The organism is Alistipes megaguti (assembly GCF_944320325.1).
Taxonomy (GTDB): domain Bacteria; phylum Bacteroidota; class Bacteroidia; order Bacteroidales; family Rikenellaceae; genus Alistipes; species Alistipes megaguti.
In genome coordinates this window covers 17,634-34,539 of the sequence record NZ_CALUHA010000002.1, presented here as the reverse complement: position 1 = coordinate 34,539, position 16,906 = coordinate 17,634, and the positions used below count along the sequence as shown (strand labels likewise).

At 57.8% G+C, this 16,906-nt stretch carries 13 protein-coding genes; 4 read left to right on the top strand and 9 right to left on the bottom strand.

Annotated elements, in window-relative coordinates:
* Window positions 1–96: 96 nt before the first annotated feature.
* The 4 genes from PUQ42_RS00805 to PUQ42_RS00790 all read left to right on the top strand — a co-directional run bounded on the left by PUQ42_RS00805 (window position 97) and on the right by PUQ42_RS00790 (window position 4,672).
* Entirely contained in the window at window positions 97–708 is a 612-nt protein-coding gene (locus PUQ42_RS00805) for a hypothetical protein (RefSeq protein ID WP_087309176.1), read from the top strand.
* Window positions 709–861: 153 nt separating this feature from the next.
* Window positions 862–1,572, top strand: a complete 711-nt coding sequence (locus tag PUQ42_RS00800) for a DUF2975 domain-containing protein (RefSeq protein WP_087309175.1) — start codon at window positions 862–864, stop codon at window positions 1,570–1,572.
* Between the two features lie 18 nt (window positions 1,573–1,590).
* Complete coding sequence (locus tag PUQ42_RS00795; RefSeq protein WP_087309174.1) at window positions 1,591–1,812, top strand: helix-turn-helix domain-containing protein; 222 nt, start codon at window positions 1,591–1,593, stop codon at window positions 1,810–1,812.
* 22 nt (window positions 1,813–1,834) lie between these two features.
* Window positions 1,835–4,672, top strand: coding sequence for a M16 family metallopeptidase (locus PUQ42_RS00790; RefSeq protein WP_273369924.1), 2,838 nt, complete (start codon window positions 1,835–1,837; stop codon window positions 4,670–4,672).
* Window positions 4,673–4,958: 286 nt separating this feature from the next.
* On the opposite strand, the gene PUQ42_RS00785 is transcribed toward PUQ42_RS00790, so the two are convergent.
* From PUQ42_RS00785 to PUQ42_RS00745, 9 genes are all read right to left on the bottom strand, one after another.
* Complete coding sequence (locus PUQ42_RS00785; protein WP_273369923.1) at window positions 4,959–6,221, bottom strand: DUF5689 domain-containing protein; 1,263 nt, start codon at window positions 6,219–6,221, stop codon at window positions 4,959–4,961.
* A gap of 21 nt (window positions 6,222–6,242) precedes the next feature.
* Window positions 6,243–9,086, bottom strand: coding sequence for a TonB-dependent receptor (locus PUQ42_RS00780; RefSeq protein WP_273369922.1), 2,844 nt, complete (start codon window positions 9,084–9,086; stop codon window positions 6,243–6,245).
* Between the two features lie 18 nt (window positions 9,087–9,104).
* Entirely contained in the window at window positions 9,105–10,139 is a 1,035-nt protein-coding gene (locus PUQ42_RS00775) for an endonuclease/exonuclease/phosphatase family protein (protein WP_273369921.1), read from the bottom strand.
* 31 nt (window positions 10,140–10,170) lie between these two features.
* Window positions 10,171–11,292, bottom strand: a complete 1,122-nt coding sequence (locus PUQ42_RS00770) for a DNA/RNA non-specific endonuclease (RefSeq protein WP_273369919.1) — start codon at window positions 11,290–11,292, stop codon at window positions 10,171–10,173.
* Between the two features lie 251 nt (window positions 11,293–11,543).
* Entirely contained in the window at window positions 11,544–13,952 is a 2,409-nt protein-coding gene (locus PUQ42_RS00765) for a DUF5689 domain-containing protein (protein WP_273369917.1), read from the bottom strand.
* A 176-nt stretch (window positions 13,953–14,128) separates the two neighbouring features.
* A complete protein-coding gene (locus PUQ42_RS00760) occupies window positions 14,129–14,593 on the bottom strand; it encodes a DUF4293 domain-containing protein (protein WP_122120627.1) in 465 nt (154 codons plus the stop codon).
* A gap of 3 nt (window positions 14,594–14,596) precedes the next feature.
* Window positions 14,597–15,553, bottom strand: a complete 957-nt coding sequence (locus tag PUQ42_RS00755) for a glycosyltransferase family 2 protein (protein ID WP_087309168.1) — start codon at window positions 15,551–15,553, stop codon at window positions 14,597–14,599.
* On the bottom strand, window positions 15,553–16,119 hold the full coding sequence (locus PUQ42_RS00750) for a DUF4199 domain-containing protein (RefSeq protein ID WP_273369915.1): 567 nt from the start codon (window positions 16,117–16,119) through the stop codon (window positions 15,553–15,555). The genes PUQ42_RS00755 and PUQ42_RS00750 overlap by 1 nt, the downstream gene beginning before the upstream one ends.
* 182 nt (window positions 16,120–16,301) lie before the next feature.
* Window positions 16,302–16,904 (bottom strand): L-threonylcarbamoyladenylate synthase, encoded by a 603-nt coding sequence (locus PUQ42_RS00745; RefSeq protein WP_087404048.1) that lies wholly within the window; start codon window positions 16,902–16,904, stop codon window positions 16,302–16,304.
* Between the last annotated feature and the right edge of the window lie 2 nt (window positions 16,905–16,906).

The following is a 16,906-nucleotide window of genomic DNA, read 5'->3' as shown; positions in this document are numbered from 1 at the left end:
GCCCGTGACTCCCGGGATTTTTTACCCGCTACCGGCTCCGGTTTCGAAACCCGACATTCCATTAACCCTATTCTTTAACCCCTAAAATTCAAAACCATGGAGACGAAAAAACTCGACTTCTCGGAAACGCTCAAGGATGCAATCACCATCGGCGTGAAAAATGCCCCCTCGATCATCGCCGCCGTTGCCCTCTGGCTCATCACCATCTGGATCCCCTATCTCAACATCGGAACCACGATCGCAATCACCCTGCTCCCCACCCAGCTCGCCAAAGGTGAAATCATCAACCCGCTGGGAATCTTCGACGCAAAATATCGCCGTTACATGGGTGAATTCTTCATCACCATGGGACTGATGGTCTTTCCGATCCTGATCGGCGTCATCTTCATGCTTGCTCCGGCCGTCGTCCTGGCCATCTCCTGGTCGCTGGCATACTACTTCCTCATCGAAAAGGGCAAGAACCCCATTCAGGCCATCAAGGCCTCGAACGACGCTACCTATGGCAGCAAATGGATCATGTTCTTCGTATCGCTGGTTATCGGTATCGTCGTCGGAATCGTCTTCTCCCTCTTCCAGGCCCTCTGCAACGCCATCAACGTCAGCATCATCACCACCATCGTGATGTTCATCCTCTACGTGCTGGCCATCTCGATCAACATGGCCGTCAACGCATCCTTCTGGAAACAGCTCAAGGACAACGTCGAATAATCCATACCCCGCGGAAGCTTCGCACGGTCTCCCGAGTCATTGGGAGACCGTTTTTTTCGCTATTCCAAAAAAATTTATCGAAAAACGATAAATATTATTTGTTTTTCGAAATTTTCGCTATCTTTGTTTCCGTAACAGACAACCGTACGTGTCATGCAGAACAAAAAATCGCTCCTCAAAAGGCTCCTGTTCATCTACATCGCCTTCTTCCTGGTCATCGTCGCGGGGATCATCCACAACGTCCTGGGCGACTTCGGCCGCGGCGCCGAAACCGGCATGAAGATGGGCGAAGAGATCGCGGCACGGCTCCAGTCGGGTGACCCCCGCATGATCTATCTCCTCGGAAACATCCACATCATCGCGCAACCCGAACTCGACATCCAATCGTCCGACAAGCAGATCAACCTCAAGGCCCGAATCTCCCAACTCGAACTCTTCGTCGACGAACCCGCCGAAAACTCCTCGCCCATTCACCTCGCACTGCATTCCGTCGGCGGCAGCATCGGACTCTATCTGCTCACCCTGCTGGTCCCCCTGCTCTTTATCGCCATCATCGTCCTGATGGTGCTCATCATCCACTCGCTCCGACGCTCGATCCGTCAGGAAAAGACCCTCGACCGCCGGAACGTACGATGCCTGCGCGCAATCGGCGTGCTGACCATCCTCTCCGAACTGGTCAATGCCCTGGCCGACCGGATCATGAACCTCCATGCTGCCAGACTCCTCGATGGTAGCGGCTTTACGGTCGATACCGGATTCCAACTCTCCTACACCATGATCATCATGGGTATCCTGATCCTCTTCTCGGCCGAAGTCTTCGCCATCGGTCAGAACCTCAGCGAGGAACAAAAACTCACCATCTGACAAACCTCCCCCGCTGACATGCCCATTATCATCAATATCGACGTCATGATGGCCCGACGCAAGATCTCCCTCGGAGAACTCGCCGAAAGGGTCGACATCACCCCGGCAAACCTCTCGATCCTCAAGAACGGAAAGGCCCGCGCCATCCGGTTCTCAACCCTCGAGGCCATCTGCCGCGAACTCGACTGCCAACCCGGCGACATCATCGAATATCGTCCCGAAAATACTCAAAACCAATAAACTCCTTTAATTTCAAAATCGTATGAAGAGATTGATTTTGATGGCCCTGGCGGCGTTCACCGTCTATGGAGCCACCGCGCAGATGCAGCCGATCCCTGTCGACCCCGAACTACGCACGGGGAAACTCGAAAACGGGATGACCTACTACATCCGCCACAACGACAAACCCAAAGGGCAGGCCGACTTCTACATCATCCACAACGTCGGCGCCATCCAGGAAAACGATGCCCAGCAGGGCCTCGCCCACTTCCTCGAACACATGGCTTTCAACGGTACGAAAAACCTCCCCGGAAAGCAACTCACCCAATACCTCGAATCCGTCGGCGTGAAGTTCGGCGCAAACCTCAACGCCGCAACCAGCTGGGACCAGACCGTATACAACATCAAGGATGTCCCCACCTCGCGCGAGGGAATCATCGACTCCGCCCTGCTGATCCTCCACGACTGGTCGCACTTCATCGCCCTGCAGCCCGAGGAGATCGACTCCGAACGCGGCGTCATCATGGAGGAGCTCCGCACGCGTGACGGCGCTTCGTGGCGATCCTCGATGAAGCTCATCCAGGCGCTCGGCCGCGGTTCGAAATACGAACACCGAAACCTGATCGGCTATCTCGACGGGCTGAAGAACTTCAAGCACCAGGAGCTCGTCGACTTCTACCACCAGTGGTATCGCCCCGACTATCAGGCCGTCATCATCGTCGGTGACATCGATGCCGAAGCCGTCGAGGCCAAAGTCCGCAAACTCATGGCCGATATCCCGGCTCCGGAAGCCGATGCCCCCCAAAAGGAGGTGATCACCGTCCCCGACAACGAGGAACCCATCGTCAGCATCTACACCGACCCCGAAATGCAGGGTTCCAAGGTGCAGATCTTCATCAAACGCGCCGCATTCCCCCAGCAGCTGGCCAACACCGTGGCCGGTGAGACGCTCAACATCATCCAGGCGTACGTCTCCTCGATGGAGAACGGCCGTCTGCAGGAGATCGCCATGCAGCCCGATGCCCCGTTCCTCAGCGCCGGAATGGCCACGGGTGACGTCATCGGAATCATCCCCACGCTCAACGCCACGGCTTTCGTTGTCTCTACGCAGGATGGAAAAATCAACCGCGGATTCGAGGCGATCTACACCGAAATGGAACGCCTGCGCCGCCACGGATTCACCCAGAGCGAATTCGAACGCACCCAGAAAAACCTGCTGCGCAGCGTCGAACGATCCTACACCAACCGAAACGACCGCTACAACGGTTCGTTCGTCCAGACCTATCTGAGCAACTTCCAGAAAAACACACCCATGCCCGACGCCCTGACCGAATGGCAGCTCGACAGCATGCTCATCTGCTCGATCAACGTCGACATGGTCAACGACTTCGCCAACAAAACCCTCACCGAAAACAATCAGGTCATTACGGTTACCGCCCCCGAAAAGGAGGGCCTCGCAAACCCCTCGGCCGAAGAACTGCTCGCCATCCGCGACAAGGTGATCGCTTCGGAGATCGATCCCTATGAGGACAACGTCGTCAAGGAGCCGCTCATCCCCGAAGGCACCCAGCTCAAGGGTTCGCGCGTGAAGAAAACACACGTCGACAAGCTCTTCGGAACCACGGAGTGGACCCTCGCCAACGGCGTGAAGATCGTCGTCAAGCCCACCACCTTCAAGGCCGACGAGGTGCTGATGAGCGCCGTGGCAAAGGGCGGTCTCTCGCTCCTCTCCAACGAGGACTACTACATGGGAAGCATCATGCCCGCCATCAACCTCATGTCCGGCGTCGGCAAGTTCTCCACAACCGAACTCCGCAAACAACTCTCGGGCAAGGCCGCCAGCGTCGCACCCTCTGTCAGCAACTACAACAGTTCGATGAGCGGCTCGGCTTCGCCCAAGGATCTCGAAACCATGCTCCAGCTGCTCTATCTCCACTTCACGCAGCCCCGTTTCGACCGGACCGACTACGACAAACTCATGACGATGTTCCGAGCCAGTCTCGCCAACTCGGAGTCGGACCCCGATTTCCAGCTGCAGACGCATATCCTGAAGGCCGTCTACGGAGACAATCCGCGCCGACAGAACATCACGCCCGAACTCCTCGACACGTTTGACTTCGAGCGGCTGCCCGCCATCTACTCGAAACTCTACAACGGCGCCAACAGCTTCGTGTTCACCTTTGTCGGGAACGTCGATCCGGAGACCCTGAAGCCCCTGGTTGAGAAGTACATCGGTTCGCTCCCCACGACCAAGAAGCCCATGAACTGGATCGACGACAAGACCCAGCCCGTCCAGGGGGAGATCACCGACGACTTCCGCATCGAAATGCAGCAGCCCAAAGTCTCGGTTTACTACTATTTCTCGGGTAAAATGCCCTACGAGTTCAAGGAGAAACTCGCGCTGACGTTCCTCACCCAGGCTCTGAACTCGCGCTACCTCGAGTCGATCCGCGAGGAGAAGGGCGGAACTTACGGCGTCAGTGTCAAGGGTTCGACCGACTACATCCCCGACGAAAGCTACGACATGACCATCTCGTTCGACACCAACGAGGAGATGGCCGACGAACTCTGCGAGATCATCATGCAGGAGATCCGCCAGATCGCCGAAAACGGACCCAAGAGCGAGGATATCGAGAAGACCCGGGAATACCTGCTCAAGAGCCTGAAGAACAGTCTGGAGATCAACAGCGGTTGGCTCGGGTACATTCAGGCCAAGTATGGTTCGGGCCTCAACTTCGTTCAGGATTACGAGCCGGCTCTGCGTGCCCTGACCGCAGCCGATGTGCAGGCCATGGCCAAGAAGGTCCTCGCCGAGGGCAATCTCGTAAAGGTGGTTATGCGTCCCGAAAAGGCTGCTGACGCCGGCGAAGAGGCAAAATAACCCCATACGACGGCAATCGCCGATACGTTAAGGGTCGGGACCTGACAGGTCCCGACCCTTTCTATTTGTAGCCGAAACAGGCTGATTCCGCCCCTCTCTCCCGGGCAGTTCCGGTCCCGCTCCCGGAACAGCGGATGGATCGGGTTCCGGCCGGAACCCGATCCGGTCCTCCCGGGATGGAAGGGTTCCGGCCAACGAACGCACCGCAAAAGCCGGTGGACGCACGGCAAAAAGGCGGCCCGGGTGATTCCCGGGCCGCCTTCCTTATCGGTCTCTCGGATGGAGGTTATTCACCCCCCTCCATACCTCCCATCGGATCGTACTTCACGGGAGGATCGAACGGATCGTAGCTGGAATATCCATTATCATAGGCCCAACGGGCCAGCGCATCGGCCTCGGCCTCCGTCAGCAGATCCTCCTCGTTGAAGTCCAGATCCTCGATCCGGCTGATCGAAATCTGATACTGCGCCCAGTCGTTCTCGCCGCCCGTGAAGGTACTCTTCTTCGAGTAGATCGCGTAGATGCCCAGCACCGTACCCACGGCACCATCCTTCGGCACGGGACGCATCGCGAACTGCGAATATCCGCTCGTACGAACCGAATAGATGCCCGGATCCGACGTATACTCGGCCGCATCGTTGTACGATATCAGCAGCGATCCGTAAAGACGGATATTCTCGATGTTGTAGGCCATGTAGTACCACGGAGCGTTCTGCGGAATACCCGTATCGGTGACGATCCACGACGGATAGATGTTCGTATTGCCACCGTTCTTCATCGCATCCTTGACCACGTGATCCTGGTTCGGAACACCCGCATAGCGCACCTTCACATCCTTGAAACGCACCAGACGCCCGAAGTGATCCTTGCTCAGCGACGTATAGGTCTGGGGATCCACCTCGGTGATGTTCGACGAATCGAGCATCGTCTTCTCGCCCGGCAGCACATACTGCTTGGCAATGTTCGGGTTGTCGAGGTTCGAGTTCGCATAGTGCTTGTGCTTGCCCGCGGTGTTGTTCGAATCCGACGGCGCATCGCCGATCGAGAGCATCATGCGGTAGTTGCCCAGGAAGAGCCCGTCCAGACGGACGTAGACCCACTGGCTCTCCATCGTATTCAGATTCAGGTAATAGTCCAGGTAGAGGCCGTTATAGAGCTTCAGCTCAATGCCGGCCGTACCGTCGTCGATGAACAGCGACTTGTAGATGTTACCCTGACGGTCGCTGCTGATCACCTTGCCCTTGATGTACTTGTTCGAGGCGTCGGGCCAACCCTTCATCCCCTCGAATTTCGTCTCCTCGGGCGCCAGATCGCCAAATTTCAGCGTATTGGTCGTCTCCCAGTTGTCGTTGGTTCCCGTCCCCGAGATCGAACCGAAGGCCGACTCGAACCACCCCTTGACCTCCTTGATCGACACCTGCTCCAGACCAAGCGTCTCCATATCCGAATCGGTATAGATTTTCCGGGGCGCCGGCGTGTCGAAATCGTTGTAGCAGCCCGCAGCCAATGCGCCGACAAGAACCGCTATTGCTATTTTAAGACTTTTCATAATGTGTGCTCTTCTCGGTTGTTAGAATCGTAAATAGACATTCAGAAAATAGGTCGTACCCAGCATGTAGAAGTACTTCGACGGGAAGCGTCCGAAGACATAATCGCCCGTATTGGCCGCACGAACCTTGCTCATGCGCATCTGCTCGTAACCGCCCGTGCGGATATCCTGATCGTTGAGAATGTTCTTCACCTCGAGGCTCATGCCCAGCATGTAGCGCCCGATATACCAGTTCTTGCCCACGTTGGCGCTCAGCGTGAAGTAACCGCCGAACTCCTCCTGAGCCCGCAGCTCGTTGATCGAACTCAGGGCTCCGTCAATCGTCGTCATGTTGGGTTCCGGCATCGAAAGCTCCGACAGAATCAGATTCGTGAAGTACTCCGAAGCCGTGTTCGTCCGGTAGAAGGGGTTCATCGACAGGTAAAGGCGGTCGTAGTAGTTCAGGTTCACGCCGGCAAACCAGTTGCGGGCTCCGCGGTAGTCCAGACCCACGTTGATGGCCGTCTGCGGCGAGCTCTCCACGTGCATCCCCTTCCAGTTGACCTTGTCGCGCAGTACGATGCGGTCGACGTTATCCACCGTCTGGACAAAGTCGGCGTTCGACGTGTAGGTATAGTCACCCCAGCTGACGGCTCCCACGACCGAAATGCCGTTCCACACCGGAATCGAGAGTCCCAGCTCCACGCCGTAGTGGCGCTTGTCGATGCCGCTCATGGCAAAGTTCGTGAACGAACTGCGCGTATCGTCGTAGAACGAGATCACCTTGGCCTGGTCCGCGATCGTCGTGTAGTAACCCGACAGACGCGCCTTGATGTAGGGCAGATTGAGGTTGTAGGTCAGATCCACGCCGAAGACCTTCTCGGCCTTCAGACCCGGCGTCACGTTGTTGCGCGTACGCGGCGAAACGAAGGCCGTGTTGAACTTCGGAGCCTGCTGCAGAATCACCGCGTTGGCCTCCAGCGAGTGGGCGCCCGAGAACTTGTAGCCCAGCGAGAGCTTGCCCTCATAGGTCAGGTAGTCGAGCTTCTTCGAATCGCCCTTCGAGTTGTCGGGGAAGAGGCCCTTGCGCCACATACCCTCGCGGTACATCTGCGAATAGCCGACCGATCCGGCCACACCCAGCGAGAATCCGCCAACGGCCCACGAGTAGTTGGCCCAGGCTTCCGATTCGAGCAGGTGGGCCCGGTAATAGTAGCCGTACATGTCACCCTCGCGGGCAATACGTGCGTGACCCGTCGACCAGTAGTAGTCCAGATCGTTCTGGTAGGCCGTCTCGCTGGCCATGTCCCGCTCGGCAAACTTGTCGATGTCGTACCAGTAGTCGCCGCCCAGCAGATCCTTCACCTGCGAATAGTAGTTCGTCCGGTTCACCCGCAGGTTCGCACCGCCGACGATCTTCATGTTGTTGCGCATGTTGTGCTGCACGTTCACGGCCAGGTTGTAGTCCAGCTGGTCCGTGTGACGCTCCTCGATCATGTAGTTCGAACGGCGGCTGTCGCCCATCAGATCCGTCAACTCCGTATCGACATACTGGTTCATGTGGTAGAAGTCATCGAACTTCAGCATGCCGTCCCAGACCTGGGCCCCCTGAACGGCGCTCTGCAGATAGTAGTAGTAGGTCTGGTCAGTCGTCGTGCCCGGAACATACTGCGTCATGTCCGACAACGGCATGTAACGGTAGTAGTCGCCGCGCGGATCCGAACCGCCGTTCCACGTCAGCGCCGAGTAGCCGTTCTTGCCGAAGCGAAGCGACGTGGCCGCATTCAGACGCGTATTCTCCGAGATGTCCCACGTGTAGTTCAACATGGCGATCGGTTCGTGCGTGTTACGCACGCGCGAATTGCGCAGCTTGCCGGCCTGGTAACCCACGTTGGGATTGTAGTAGTTGTTGCCGAACAGGGCGTAGGCCTCGTCGGTCGAAGCCTGCTGCGCGCCGCGCTCCGTGGGCGAGGCCAGGAAGGTCAGCGCCAGACGGTGGTTGTCGCCGAAGAGCTTCTCCACCGAGGCAAAATAGGCATACGAATTGTAGTAGACACCGTCGACATAGCCGTTGCCGCCCTGACGCGTGCTCAGCGAGAAGGCGTACGACCAGCCGTTGTCCAGCTGTCCCGAACCGTAGGAGATCATCGCCCGGAAACGGTACATCTGGTTGGCGTTCGAGACGCTCACCCGGAAGCCCTTGCGGAACTGCGAAGCCCGGGCGTTGATGTTCGTCAGACCACCGATGCCGCCGATGCCGAAGTCGGCCATCTCCAGCCCCGTGTGGTTCTCCTGGTTGCGCGTGGCGTCGTTCAGACCGCTCCACAGCGACCACGGGCCGTAGCCCGTCAGGGCGTCGTTGAAGCGGATGCCGTTCAGGTAGATGTCCGAAAACTGCGAATCATAGCCGCGGACGTTGAACCGCATCTCGCTGAAACGGTACGAGGCAATGTTGTTGAACAGATCCTTCGAGGCCGAAAGCGACGAAGGAAGCGCCTGCGAGTCCGACGACGAGGAGTCGCTGTCGAACTCCGCAAAGACCGCATCGTCGAGGAACCCTCCGTACGAGGGGTTGCCCGGAACCAGAATCACCTGCTTGAGATCCTGCACATGGTCCGTACCGACGCGCACGAGCAACTCCAGCGGTTCGAAATCCGGGGTCGTGAACTGCACCCGGTAGCTGCCGGCCGGAAGACTCTCGAACTGGAACCGGCCGTCGTTGTCGGTCGTGGCCGTCAGGCCCAGCGATTCGATCTTCACCTCGACGTTGCTCAGCGCCACGCGCCCGTTGCGCGATACCACCGTGCCCCGGACCCCGCCCTGCTGGGCGTAGGAGACGAAGCTCACGGCGGCGAGCATCAGAAAAAGTAGAGCTTTCAGTTTCATACAATTATTGTTAGCTGGTTATTTGCCAATGCAGATATAGACGGGGAAGTGGTCGCTGAAGCCCCCCTGGAAGTCGTTGCCCACAAACGTACGCAGCGGATAGCCCTTGTACTGACCCTCCTTCTGCAGCATGTAGGGACGGCGGAAGATGCCTCCGTAGAATTTCGAGTGGCCGACGGGCAGAATCTTCAGCTTGCCGGTCGATCCCGTGGCCAGATTCTCCGATACGATGATGTTGTCGAACAGGTTCCACTCGTCGCGATAGGCCAGCGTGCCGTATCCGGCCTTCAGCAGCGCGATGAACGGATTGAACATCTCGCCCTTGTGGACCTCCTTGATCTTGCCCCTGGCCTGCAGGCACTCCACGACGCTGCGGTCCGTGGCGTCGTCGTTCAGGTCACCCATCACCACCACCTTCGTGGCCGGATTCCGCGCCATGACCGAATCGACGATGTGCTTAACCTGGCGGGCGGCCTCCTCACGCTTGGGCGACGAGGCCTCCTTGCCGTCCAGACGCGACGGCCAGTGGTTCACCACGAAGAAGAACGGCTCGCCCTCGATCGTACCCCACATCGTCACGAAATCACGCGTCCGGAAATCGGGCATCCCCGGCATCACGAAGCGGTGCGGGGCGCTTCCCTCCAGCTTGAAGACATCCGGACGGTAGAAGAATCCCACATCCACGCCGCGCGCATCGGGCGAATCATAATGTACGATGCGGTAGTTGCCGTGTGCGAGTTTGGGCTGCGCGATGACATCCTCCATCACCGAACGGTTCTCGATCTCCGAAACGCCGATCACCACCGGGAAATCCCTGTCCTCGGCCGCAATGTCGAACAACACGCGTTCGAGATTGCCCAGTTTCTTCTCATACTTGACCGTGTTCCACCGCTTGGGACCGTCGGGCGTAAACTCCTCGTCCTTCACTCCGGGATCGTTGATCGTGTCGAAGAGGTTCTCGAAGTTGTAAAAGACCACTTTATAGGGCTTCTGCGCAAAGCACGCCACCGCCACCAATACGGCGATCAGTCCTGTCAAAAGGTTTTTCTTCATAAGGTTGTGCAGTTAAGTAAACATATGTCTGTCAGTTAATTGCCAGTCCGGGCCATTGCGTCGCATCGGGTTCGCGGCTCTTCACCTCGGCGGCCACCGCCGGATCGAGGTTCCGGAAGAAGGTGAAGCCCGTCAGCTGCTCGACCTCCTCAACCGTACAGGCCGCATCGAGCAGTTTGGTCTGGCCGCCCGCCCGGTCATTCGTGAAGATGAAGCCCACGGCCTGCAGTTCGTCGGCCGAGAACTCCCAGATTTGCCGGTTTTCGTTCTGTCCGCGCTTCTGCTTGAGCAACACCTTCCAGCACTTGTCGGGATAACCGACCCGCTTGCCGCTGCGGTCCGTAATGGTCCGCCCTGAAAGGTGTGCGCCCGTGACGACGAACAGCGTATCGTAACGCATCTCGGTGACCGACGTCGGCGCCCAGTTGCGGATCAGAGTCTCGAGCCGCACCCAGCTGCCGCTGTTGAAGCTGCCGTTCTGCGGCATGATGTTCGTGGCGTAGAAGGTCATCTCGTTGGTGGCCGCCGTATTGTAGCGGTCGGCCGAGGGGCACTGGTGACCGCGGGCATCGCCCGTGCCGTAGGTATCGATGATATTGGCCTGCTGCGACTGCTCGATCAAGGGCTGCTGCGCATTGGGATCGTACGACCAGGCGTCGGAACGACTGGCCCGGGGTGTCGTGTAGCACCCGTGCAGCGGGTAGGCTACCCACAGCGATATGCGGTTCGAAGCATCGAAGCAGATCGAATAGTTGCGCCGCACGCCACCCATAAGGTATCGGTTGGTGGAGACCAGTGTTGTATGATAGGTTTTGTAGATATAATTGCTACCCTGACGATAGGCGGGCTGCTCGCCCCAGGAGCGCTGGTAATCGGCCGCCTCCGGTGAGGAGGTCGCAGGCATCTGCCACATCTGCAGCAGGGTTGAATAACCATTGGCAAAGGTTACGGTGATTTCGGCCGTGCGATACTGGTCGGAGGTATTCACCTCCAGCACGAGGGGCAGATCCTGCCCCACAACCCCGGCCGCCACCGTGGTATTGGATTCGAACGAGCACCACTTCTCCCCTCCGTCGAAAGCGAGGGTTGCGGCATAGGCCATGCCGGCCGGGCCGAGGGTGATGATCCGGTTCGATGTAGCGTTACAATTCACGGTTGTAGCGGCGAGCGACGCGGAAGAGGCCGCAGTGTCCTCGTCCTTGCTGCATCCCGAGAAAAGGACAAGCATTGCGAGCATCACGCCGGTCAAGCCTGTCTTGTGGAAAAGGTCAGAAAACATCAAAAACAGCGGTGGGAATAGAAAATTGTGAGATTGGTTTTTAGAAAACCAAACTCTTGACGGGGCATCTTGCAATACCCCGCCAAGAGTGGTTGGTTTAAAAGTCGGTTTCCTCGACTGATGAACTATTCGGCCTTGTTAATGGCAATCGACTTGATATACATTGCTTTCACCGAATTCGTCAGTTCGATCGTAATCTCGCCCGAAACTGCCGAGGCAGGAGTGAACGTATAATCGGTAGCAGTAGTCGTCAGCGCGACAGTCTCACCAATCTGGGTACCACCGACCTTCACCGTCAGTTTACCGTCACCGCTTTTGGCATTCGAAGCATTGACAACAATCTGGGTTATAGTACCTTCATAGGCCGTGGTCGACAGCGTAAACGATTTTGCAGGCGAACCTCCGGATCCGAACTGAACACCTTTGGCAGAAGTATTGGAGTCCCAGCCGACATAAGAAACTGCAGGATAGGTCCAGCTCATGGCAGGAGTACCTCCCGTAATCGTTCCTCCCTTGCTAGAGAAAGTATCCTTCTCAAAAGTCCACTCGTAAGCAGCACCCTCACCACCGGTCGGCTTCTGCGACTGCTTCAGCGTTACCGAAGCCTCGGTAACGGCCGTACCGTTCTCCTCGGATGCCAGATAGATCGTCAGTTTGGCCTCACGTGCGGCACCGTCGTTGGCAGCAGCCGTAACCTTGACCGGGGTGGTCACCTCACCCGTGGGTACCGAGAAACCGGTGCCCTCGATCTTGGCGTACGTCTTGTAGCTGCCGGCATTGGCTACCGTGAAGGTGATGTCCTGCGTGCCGCCATCCGCCGAGAAGGAGGTCGGGGTCGTCGTAATCGTAACAACAGGAGTCGAGGTGTTCTTCGCGATCTCCGTGAGCATGATGTTCAGCTTCGAGTTGCTCGAATCATAACCCAGTGCAAAGCCCGTAGCGTCAACCACGTCACCGTCTTCTACACCCGAGAACTTGGCATCCAGACCGTAGGCGAACGTGATATTCTTAACCGAAGAGCCGGCTACGGTGATCGTGTAGGTATTGTAGCTGGGGCCCTTCTCAATGTGGAGAACGCCCGAAAGCTTCACATATTTGTAGGCGGGAGCCTGCGTGTAAGCCTCAATGCCTGCGGCGTCAAACGTCACGGGAGTCGGAAGCTTGAGCGACGAATCGTTGCCGGTCGTCACCTCGAAGGTCGAGAACTGATACTGGCCGTGGAAATCCTCGCACTGGCCCTGCACGTCGGCCAGCTTGCCAACGGACTCGATATAGGGATTCGACGTCTGGGTCGTCCAGCCGTTGTTGAAGCCCAGCACATAGTATACCGTGCCCGATACCTCCTGGGCAAACATGACACCCTTCTGGTGAACACCGACGATCGTGGTGCCGGTCAGCTTGTAGTTGCCGGCCTTCAGCTGGTCGATGGTCGTCTCGGTGTACTCTACCTCGGGAGCATCCTGGTTCAGACCGGCCAGGTCGGCTGCCGAACGGGGCGAAACCTGTACATCACCGTTGAACTGGCCGCCGATACCGATCAGATAACCGGCCTTGTCGGGGATCAGCTCGTCCTTGAATGCGGCGCTTTGACCCGTGCGAACGACAAATGACTTGCCGTCGGCCGTCGTAAAATTGGCGTTACCCTTGTTCGTCGAGTTGTTCCATGCCGTGCCGGCTACTCCGGTTGCGGGCATGCAGTTCTCGATCTTCACCAGCATCGACTCATAGTCGAGCAGCTGATCGGGCGTTACGACAATCGGTTCGGGTGCAGTCGTTTTCGAGGTCTTAACCTCTACGGTCTTGTCAACATAGAGCTGGATCACGCTGCCATAGGTGCCCACCTGGGCTGCGGTCAGCGGAATCGTCACCACGTCACCGGCCGAAAGTTTCAGATCGGGGAACTGGTTGGCGTTGAGCGTCAGACCCGAATCCTTGTCGGCCGAAGCATCCTGAACGGCGATGTTGTAGTCATTGCCGAAGTTGTGGCCGGCGAAGTCCGAAACCACGATACCCGTGATCGTCTTGGCGGCAATCTCATCCGTCACGTTGACTTTCGTCTGACCGGGATTCATGGCCTTGAGCAGGGCGCGGATCTCGGCTACGTTGGTCTTCACCTCGGTCGAGCCGTCAGTGTTCTGAAGAATCGTGATGGTCACGCTGGCGGGAACCGGCATGCTCAGACCGGCAATCGTTCCGTAGGTAACCACCTTGGCCGTAATCGTACGCTCGGCCGTGCGCGAACCCAGCTCGAAATAGACCGACGTCGAGCCCTTGCCGCCCGTTGCCGGTACGGCCACGCAGTCGTCGGTATCCGAGCCCTCGAACGTAATCGTCCAGTCGCCCGACGACTCGATCGTAACGGCATCGGTCTTACCGCCATCGAGCCCGACGGCAACCCGTGCCGACTCCGCTCCGTTTACCGTGATCGACGGCATCCCGCCGCCCTCGTCCGAATCATCGTCCGAACATCCCGTAAAGGCCGCTACAGCCAATGCCGAGAGGAACAATGTCTTCCAAAGATTAACTTTTTTCATAAAAGCGAGTGTTAGTTAAAAATAAAAACAACAGTCTATTTTATTTATTTATATTTTAAAATATAGTATACATAATATAAATATTAGGCCCCAAAGTTAAAATTATTTCCCGGCTTTACAAAGTTTTGTAACATTCTTTTAATATAAATCGGAATATTCGGGACATTTCTTTGCTTTCAGCGAATACGATCCGTGCTCCGAACCAGCAGCTCATCCCGGAATATGGCCCGCACCGACAACCACGCAAACAACAGTCCTACAACCGGTAAAACAATCGTGGCTTGCATCCCGTGGGCCGACTGAGACAGCTCCGCGACGACACGGCACCCCAGGTAATAATAGATCCCCTCCATCAGCGCACTGCCCACCAGAAGCACCATCTCAACCACACACAGCCGGATCTGAAGCATCCGCTTGCGATACAGAAATACAGTCACCAGAGGCAGAACCGCCGCCAATACCAGCAGAATGCCCAGATAAACCGCCGAATAAAGCTCCTCGCCGTCGGCACTCTTCAAGGCAAAGGCATAGAGCGAAAACTCCTCGCCTGAACCGCCGAACCAGGCCAGACGGGTGAACAGCGTGACCGTGACAAGCGCCGTTACGATCAACAGATAAAGTGTTTGAATGCGTTGTATCATCGTTTACAGGGTTTTATCAATCAGATAGGTATTGCGATCCGTCGAATTGCGGTTGATCAGCTCGCCGAGGAAGCCCGCCAGAAAGAGCTGTACGCCCAGAATCACCGCCAGAATCGCCAGATAGAACAACGGCTGGTCCGTTACGGCCCGCAGCGGAAGCCCTTGGGACTGTTTCCAGAGTTTCTCGCCGATCAGCCAGCAGGTCGTACCCCCGCCCAGAAGGAACATCAGCGTCCCGAGACTCCCGAAAAAGTACATCGGAGATCGGCCGAAATGGGTCATGAACATCACCGATATCAGGTCGAGATACCCCTTCACCGTGCGCTCCAGACCGAATTTCGAGTGCCCGTACTTGCGGGCGTGGTGCTCGACAACCTTCTCGCCGATGCGCCGGAAACCCGCCTGCTTGGCCAGGATCGGAATGAAGCGGTGCATCTCGCCGTAGACCTCGATCGACTTGACCACCTTGCGGCGGTAGGCCTTCAGACCGCAGTTGAAGTCGTGGAGACGGATGCCCGAGGCCCGGCGGGCCGTCCAGTTGAAGAATTTGCTCGGCCAGCGCTTGCCGATCGGATCGTAGCGCTTCTTCTTCCACCCCGAGACCAGGTCGTAACCCTCCTCGAGGATCATCCGACGCAGGGCCGGAATCTCGTCGGGCGAATCCTGCAGGTCGGCATCCATCGTGAAGACCACCTCCCCCTCGGCAGCCGCAAAACCGCAGTACAGCGCGGCCGACTTGCCGTAGTTGCGGCCGAAGCTGATGCCCCGGATGGCCGGATAACGCTGTTTGAGCTCCTCGACCACCCGCCACGAGTGGTCCGACGATCCGTCGTCGACGAAGATCAGTTCGTAGGTGAGGTGGTTTTCGCGTGCCACGCGGTCGATCCACGCCGCCAGCTCGGGCAGCGACTCCTCCTCGTTGTAAAGCGGAACGACGACCGAAATATCCAGTTTGTCCATTACGCGTTCTTGGTAGTGTCGGTGTTGGTGTCGGAATCCCCCTCCTCGCTCCGCGAATCGTTCGCCGGAGCGAAGACCGGCGCTTCACGACGTGCATAGGCCGAGATGAACAGGCCGAAGAAGCCCCCCTTGATGAGCGCCCCAACGATGGCCGAGAAGATCAGCGCCAGCGGCGAGTAGAGCATGCGGGACACCAGCATGATCTGGTCGTCGGTGTAGAAGCCCGTCGACTCCAGCAATTCGATCTGCGGAGCCATCATCGCCTCGTACTTCGAGGCGAAGAGCCAGTTGGCAGCCACGCTCATGTAGGCGCCGTCGAGGAATCCCGCACAGAGCATCACCGCCAGAATAAACCGCAGGCACTGCCCATAGCTGTAACCGTTGGCTCCGTAGCGGGCCACACGCTGCTTCGTGAAGAAGGTCAGCAGACCCAGGAAGAGAAGCAGGGACACCAGGGATATGATCGCATGCTGGGTATAGAAGTTCAACGTATCGAACACAAAGGCGACCAACGCCATGATTACGCCGTAGAAGGCGGCATCTTTCCAGAAATTCGTCTTTTCCATCTATTTTTATATTGCTCTTTTCCTAAACGTCTCCTCGGCCCTTCCGCCCCGGCCTCTTCTCTCTGCCGGGGAGGGGAGGCTTCTCTCAGCCGCGGCCGCCGTCGCATCTCGCCCGATCCCGGTCTCTCGTTCCTCGCCCCTCGCTCTTGGCACCCGGCGGCTGTCTCTCGGCACCCGGCGGCTTACTGCAGGTCACCCCGGCCTTCGCGCAGGATCTCCGGCTCGTCGCCCGTCAGGTCAACCACCGTCGTGGGGACATTGTCGCCGATCCCGCCGTCGATGACCAGCGATACCTCGCGGCCGTAACGCTCCTCGATCAGTTCGGGATCGGTCGTGTACTCCACCACCTCGTCGTCGTCCTTGACCGACGCGGTGATCATCGGGCTCCCCAGCGCCTCGACCACCGCCCGCGCCACAGGGTGCGACGGAATGCGGATCCCGATCGTGCGGCGCCGTTCCAGCGCCTTGTCCGGAACCCGCGACGAGGCCGGCAGGATGAAGGTGAACGGTCCCGGAAGATTGCGCTTCAGAATCCGGAACGCCGCGTTGTCCACCCTGCAGTATTCGGCCACCTGGGCAATGTCGCAAAAAACGACGCTCAACGAATCCTCGCTGCGCCCGCGCAACCGGCGAAGCCGCTCGATGGCCCGCGCCGAACGCAGCGAACACCCGAAGGCATAGACACTGTCGGTGGGATAAATCACCACCCCGTCGTGCTCCAGGGCCTCCACAACCCGTTTCAACTCCTTTTCCGAAGGATTCTGTCCGTAGATCTTCACCAACATGG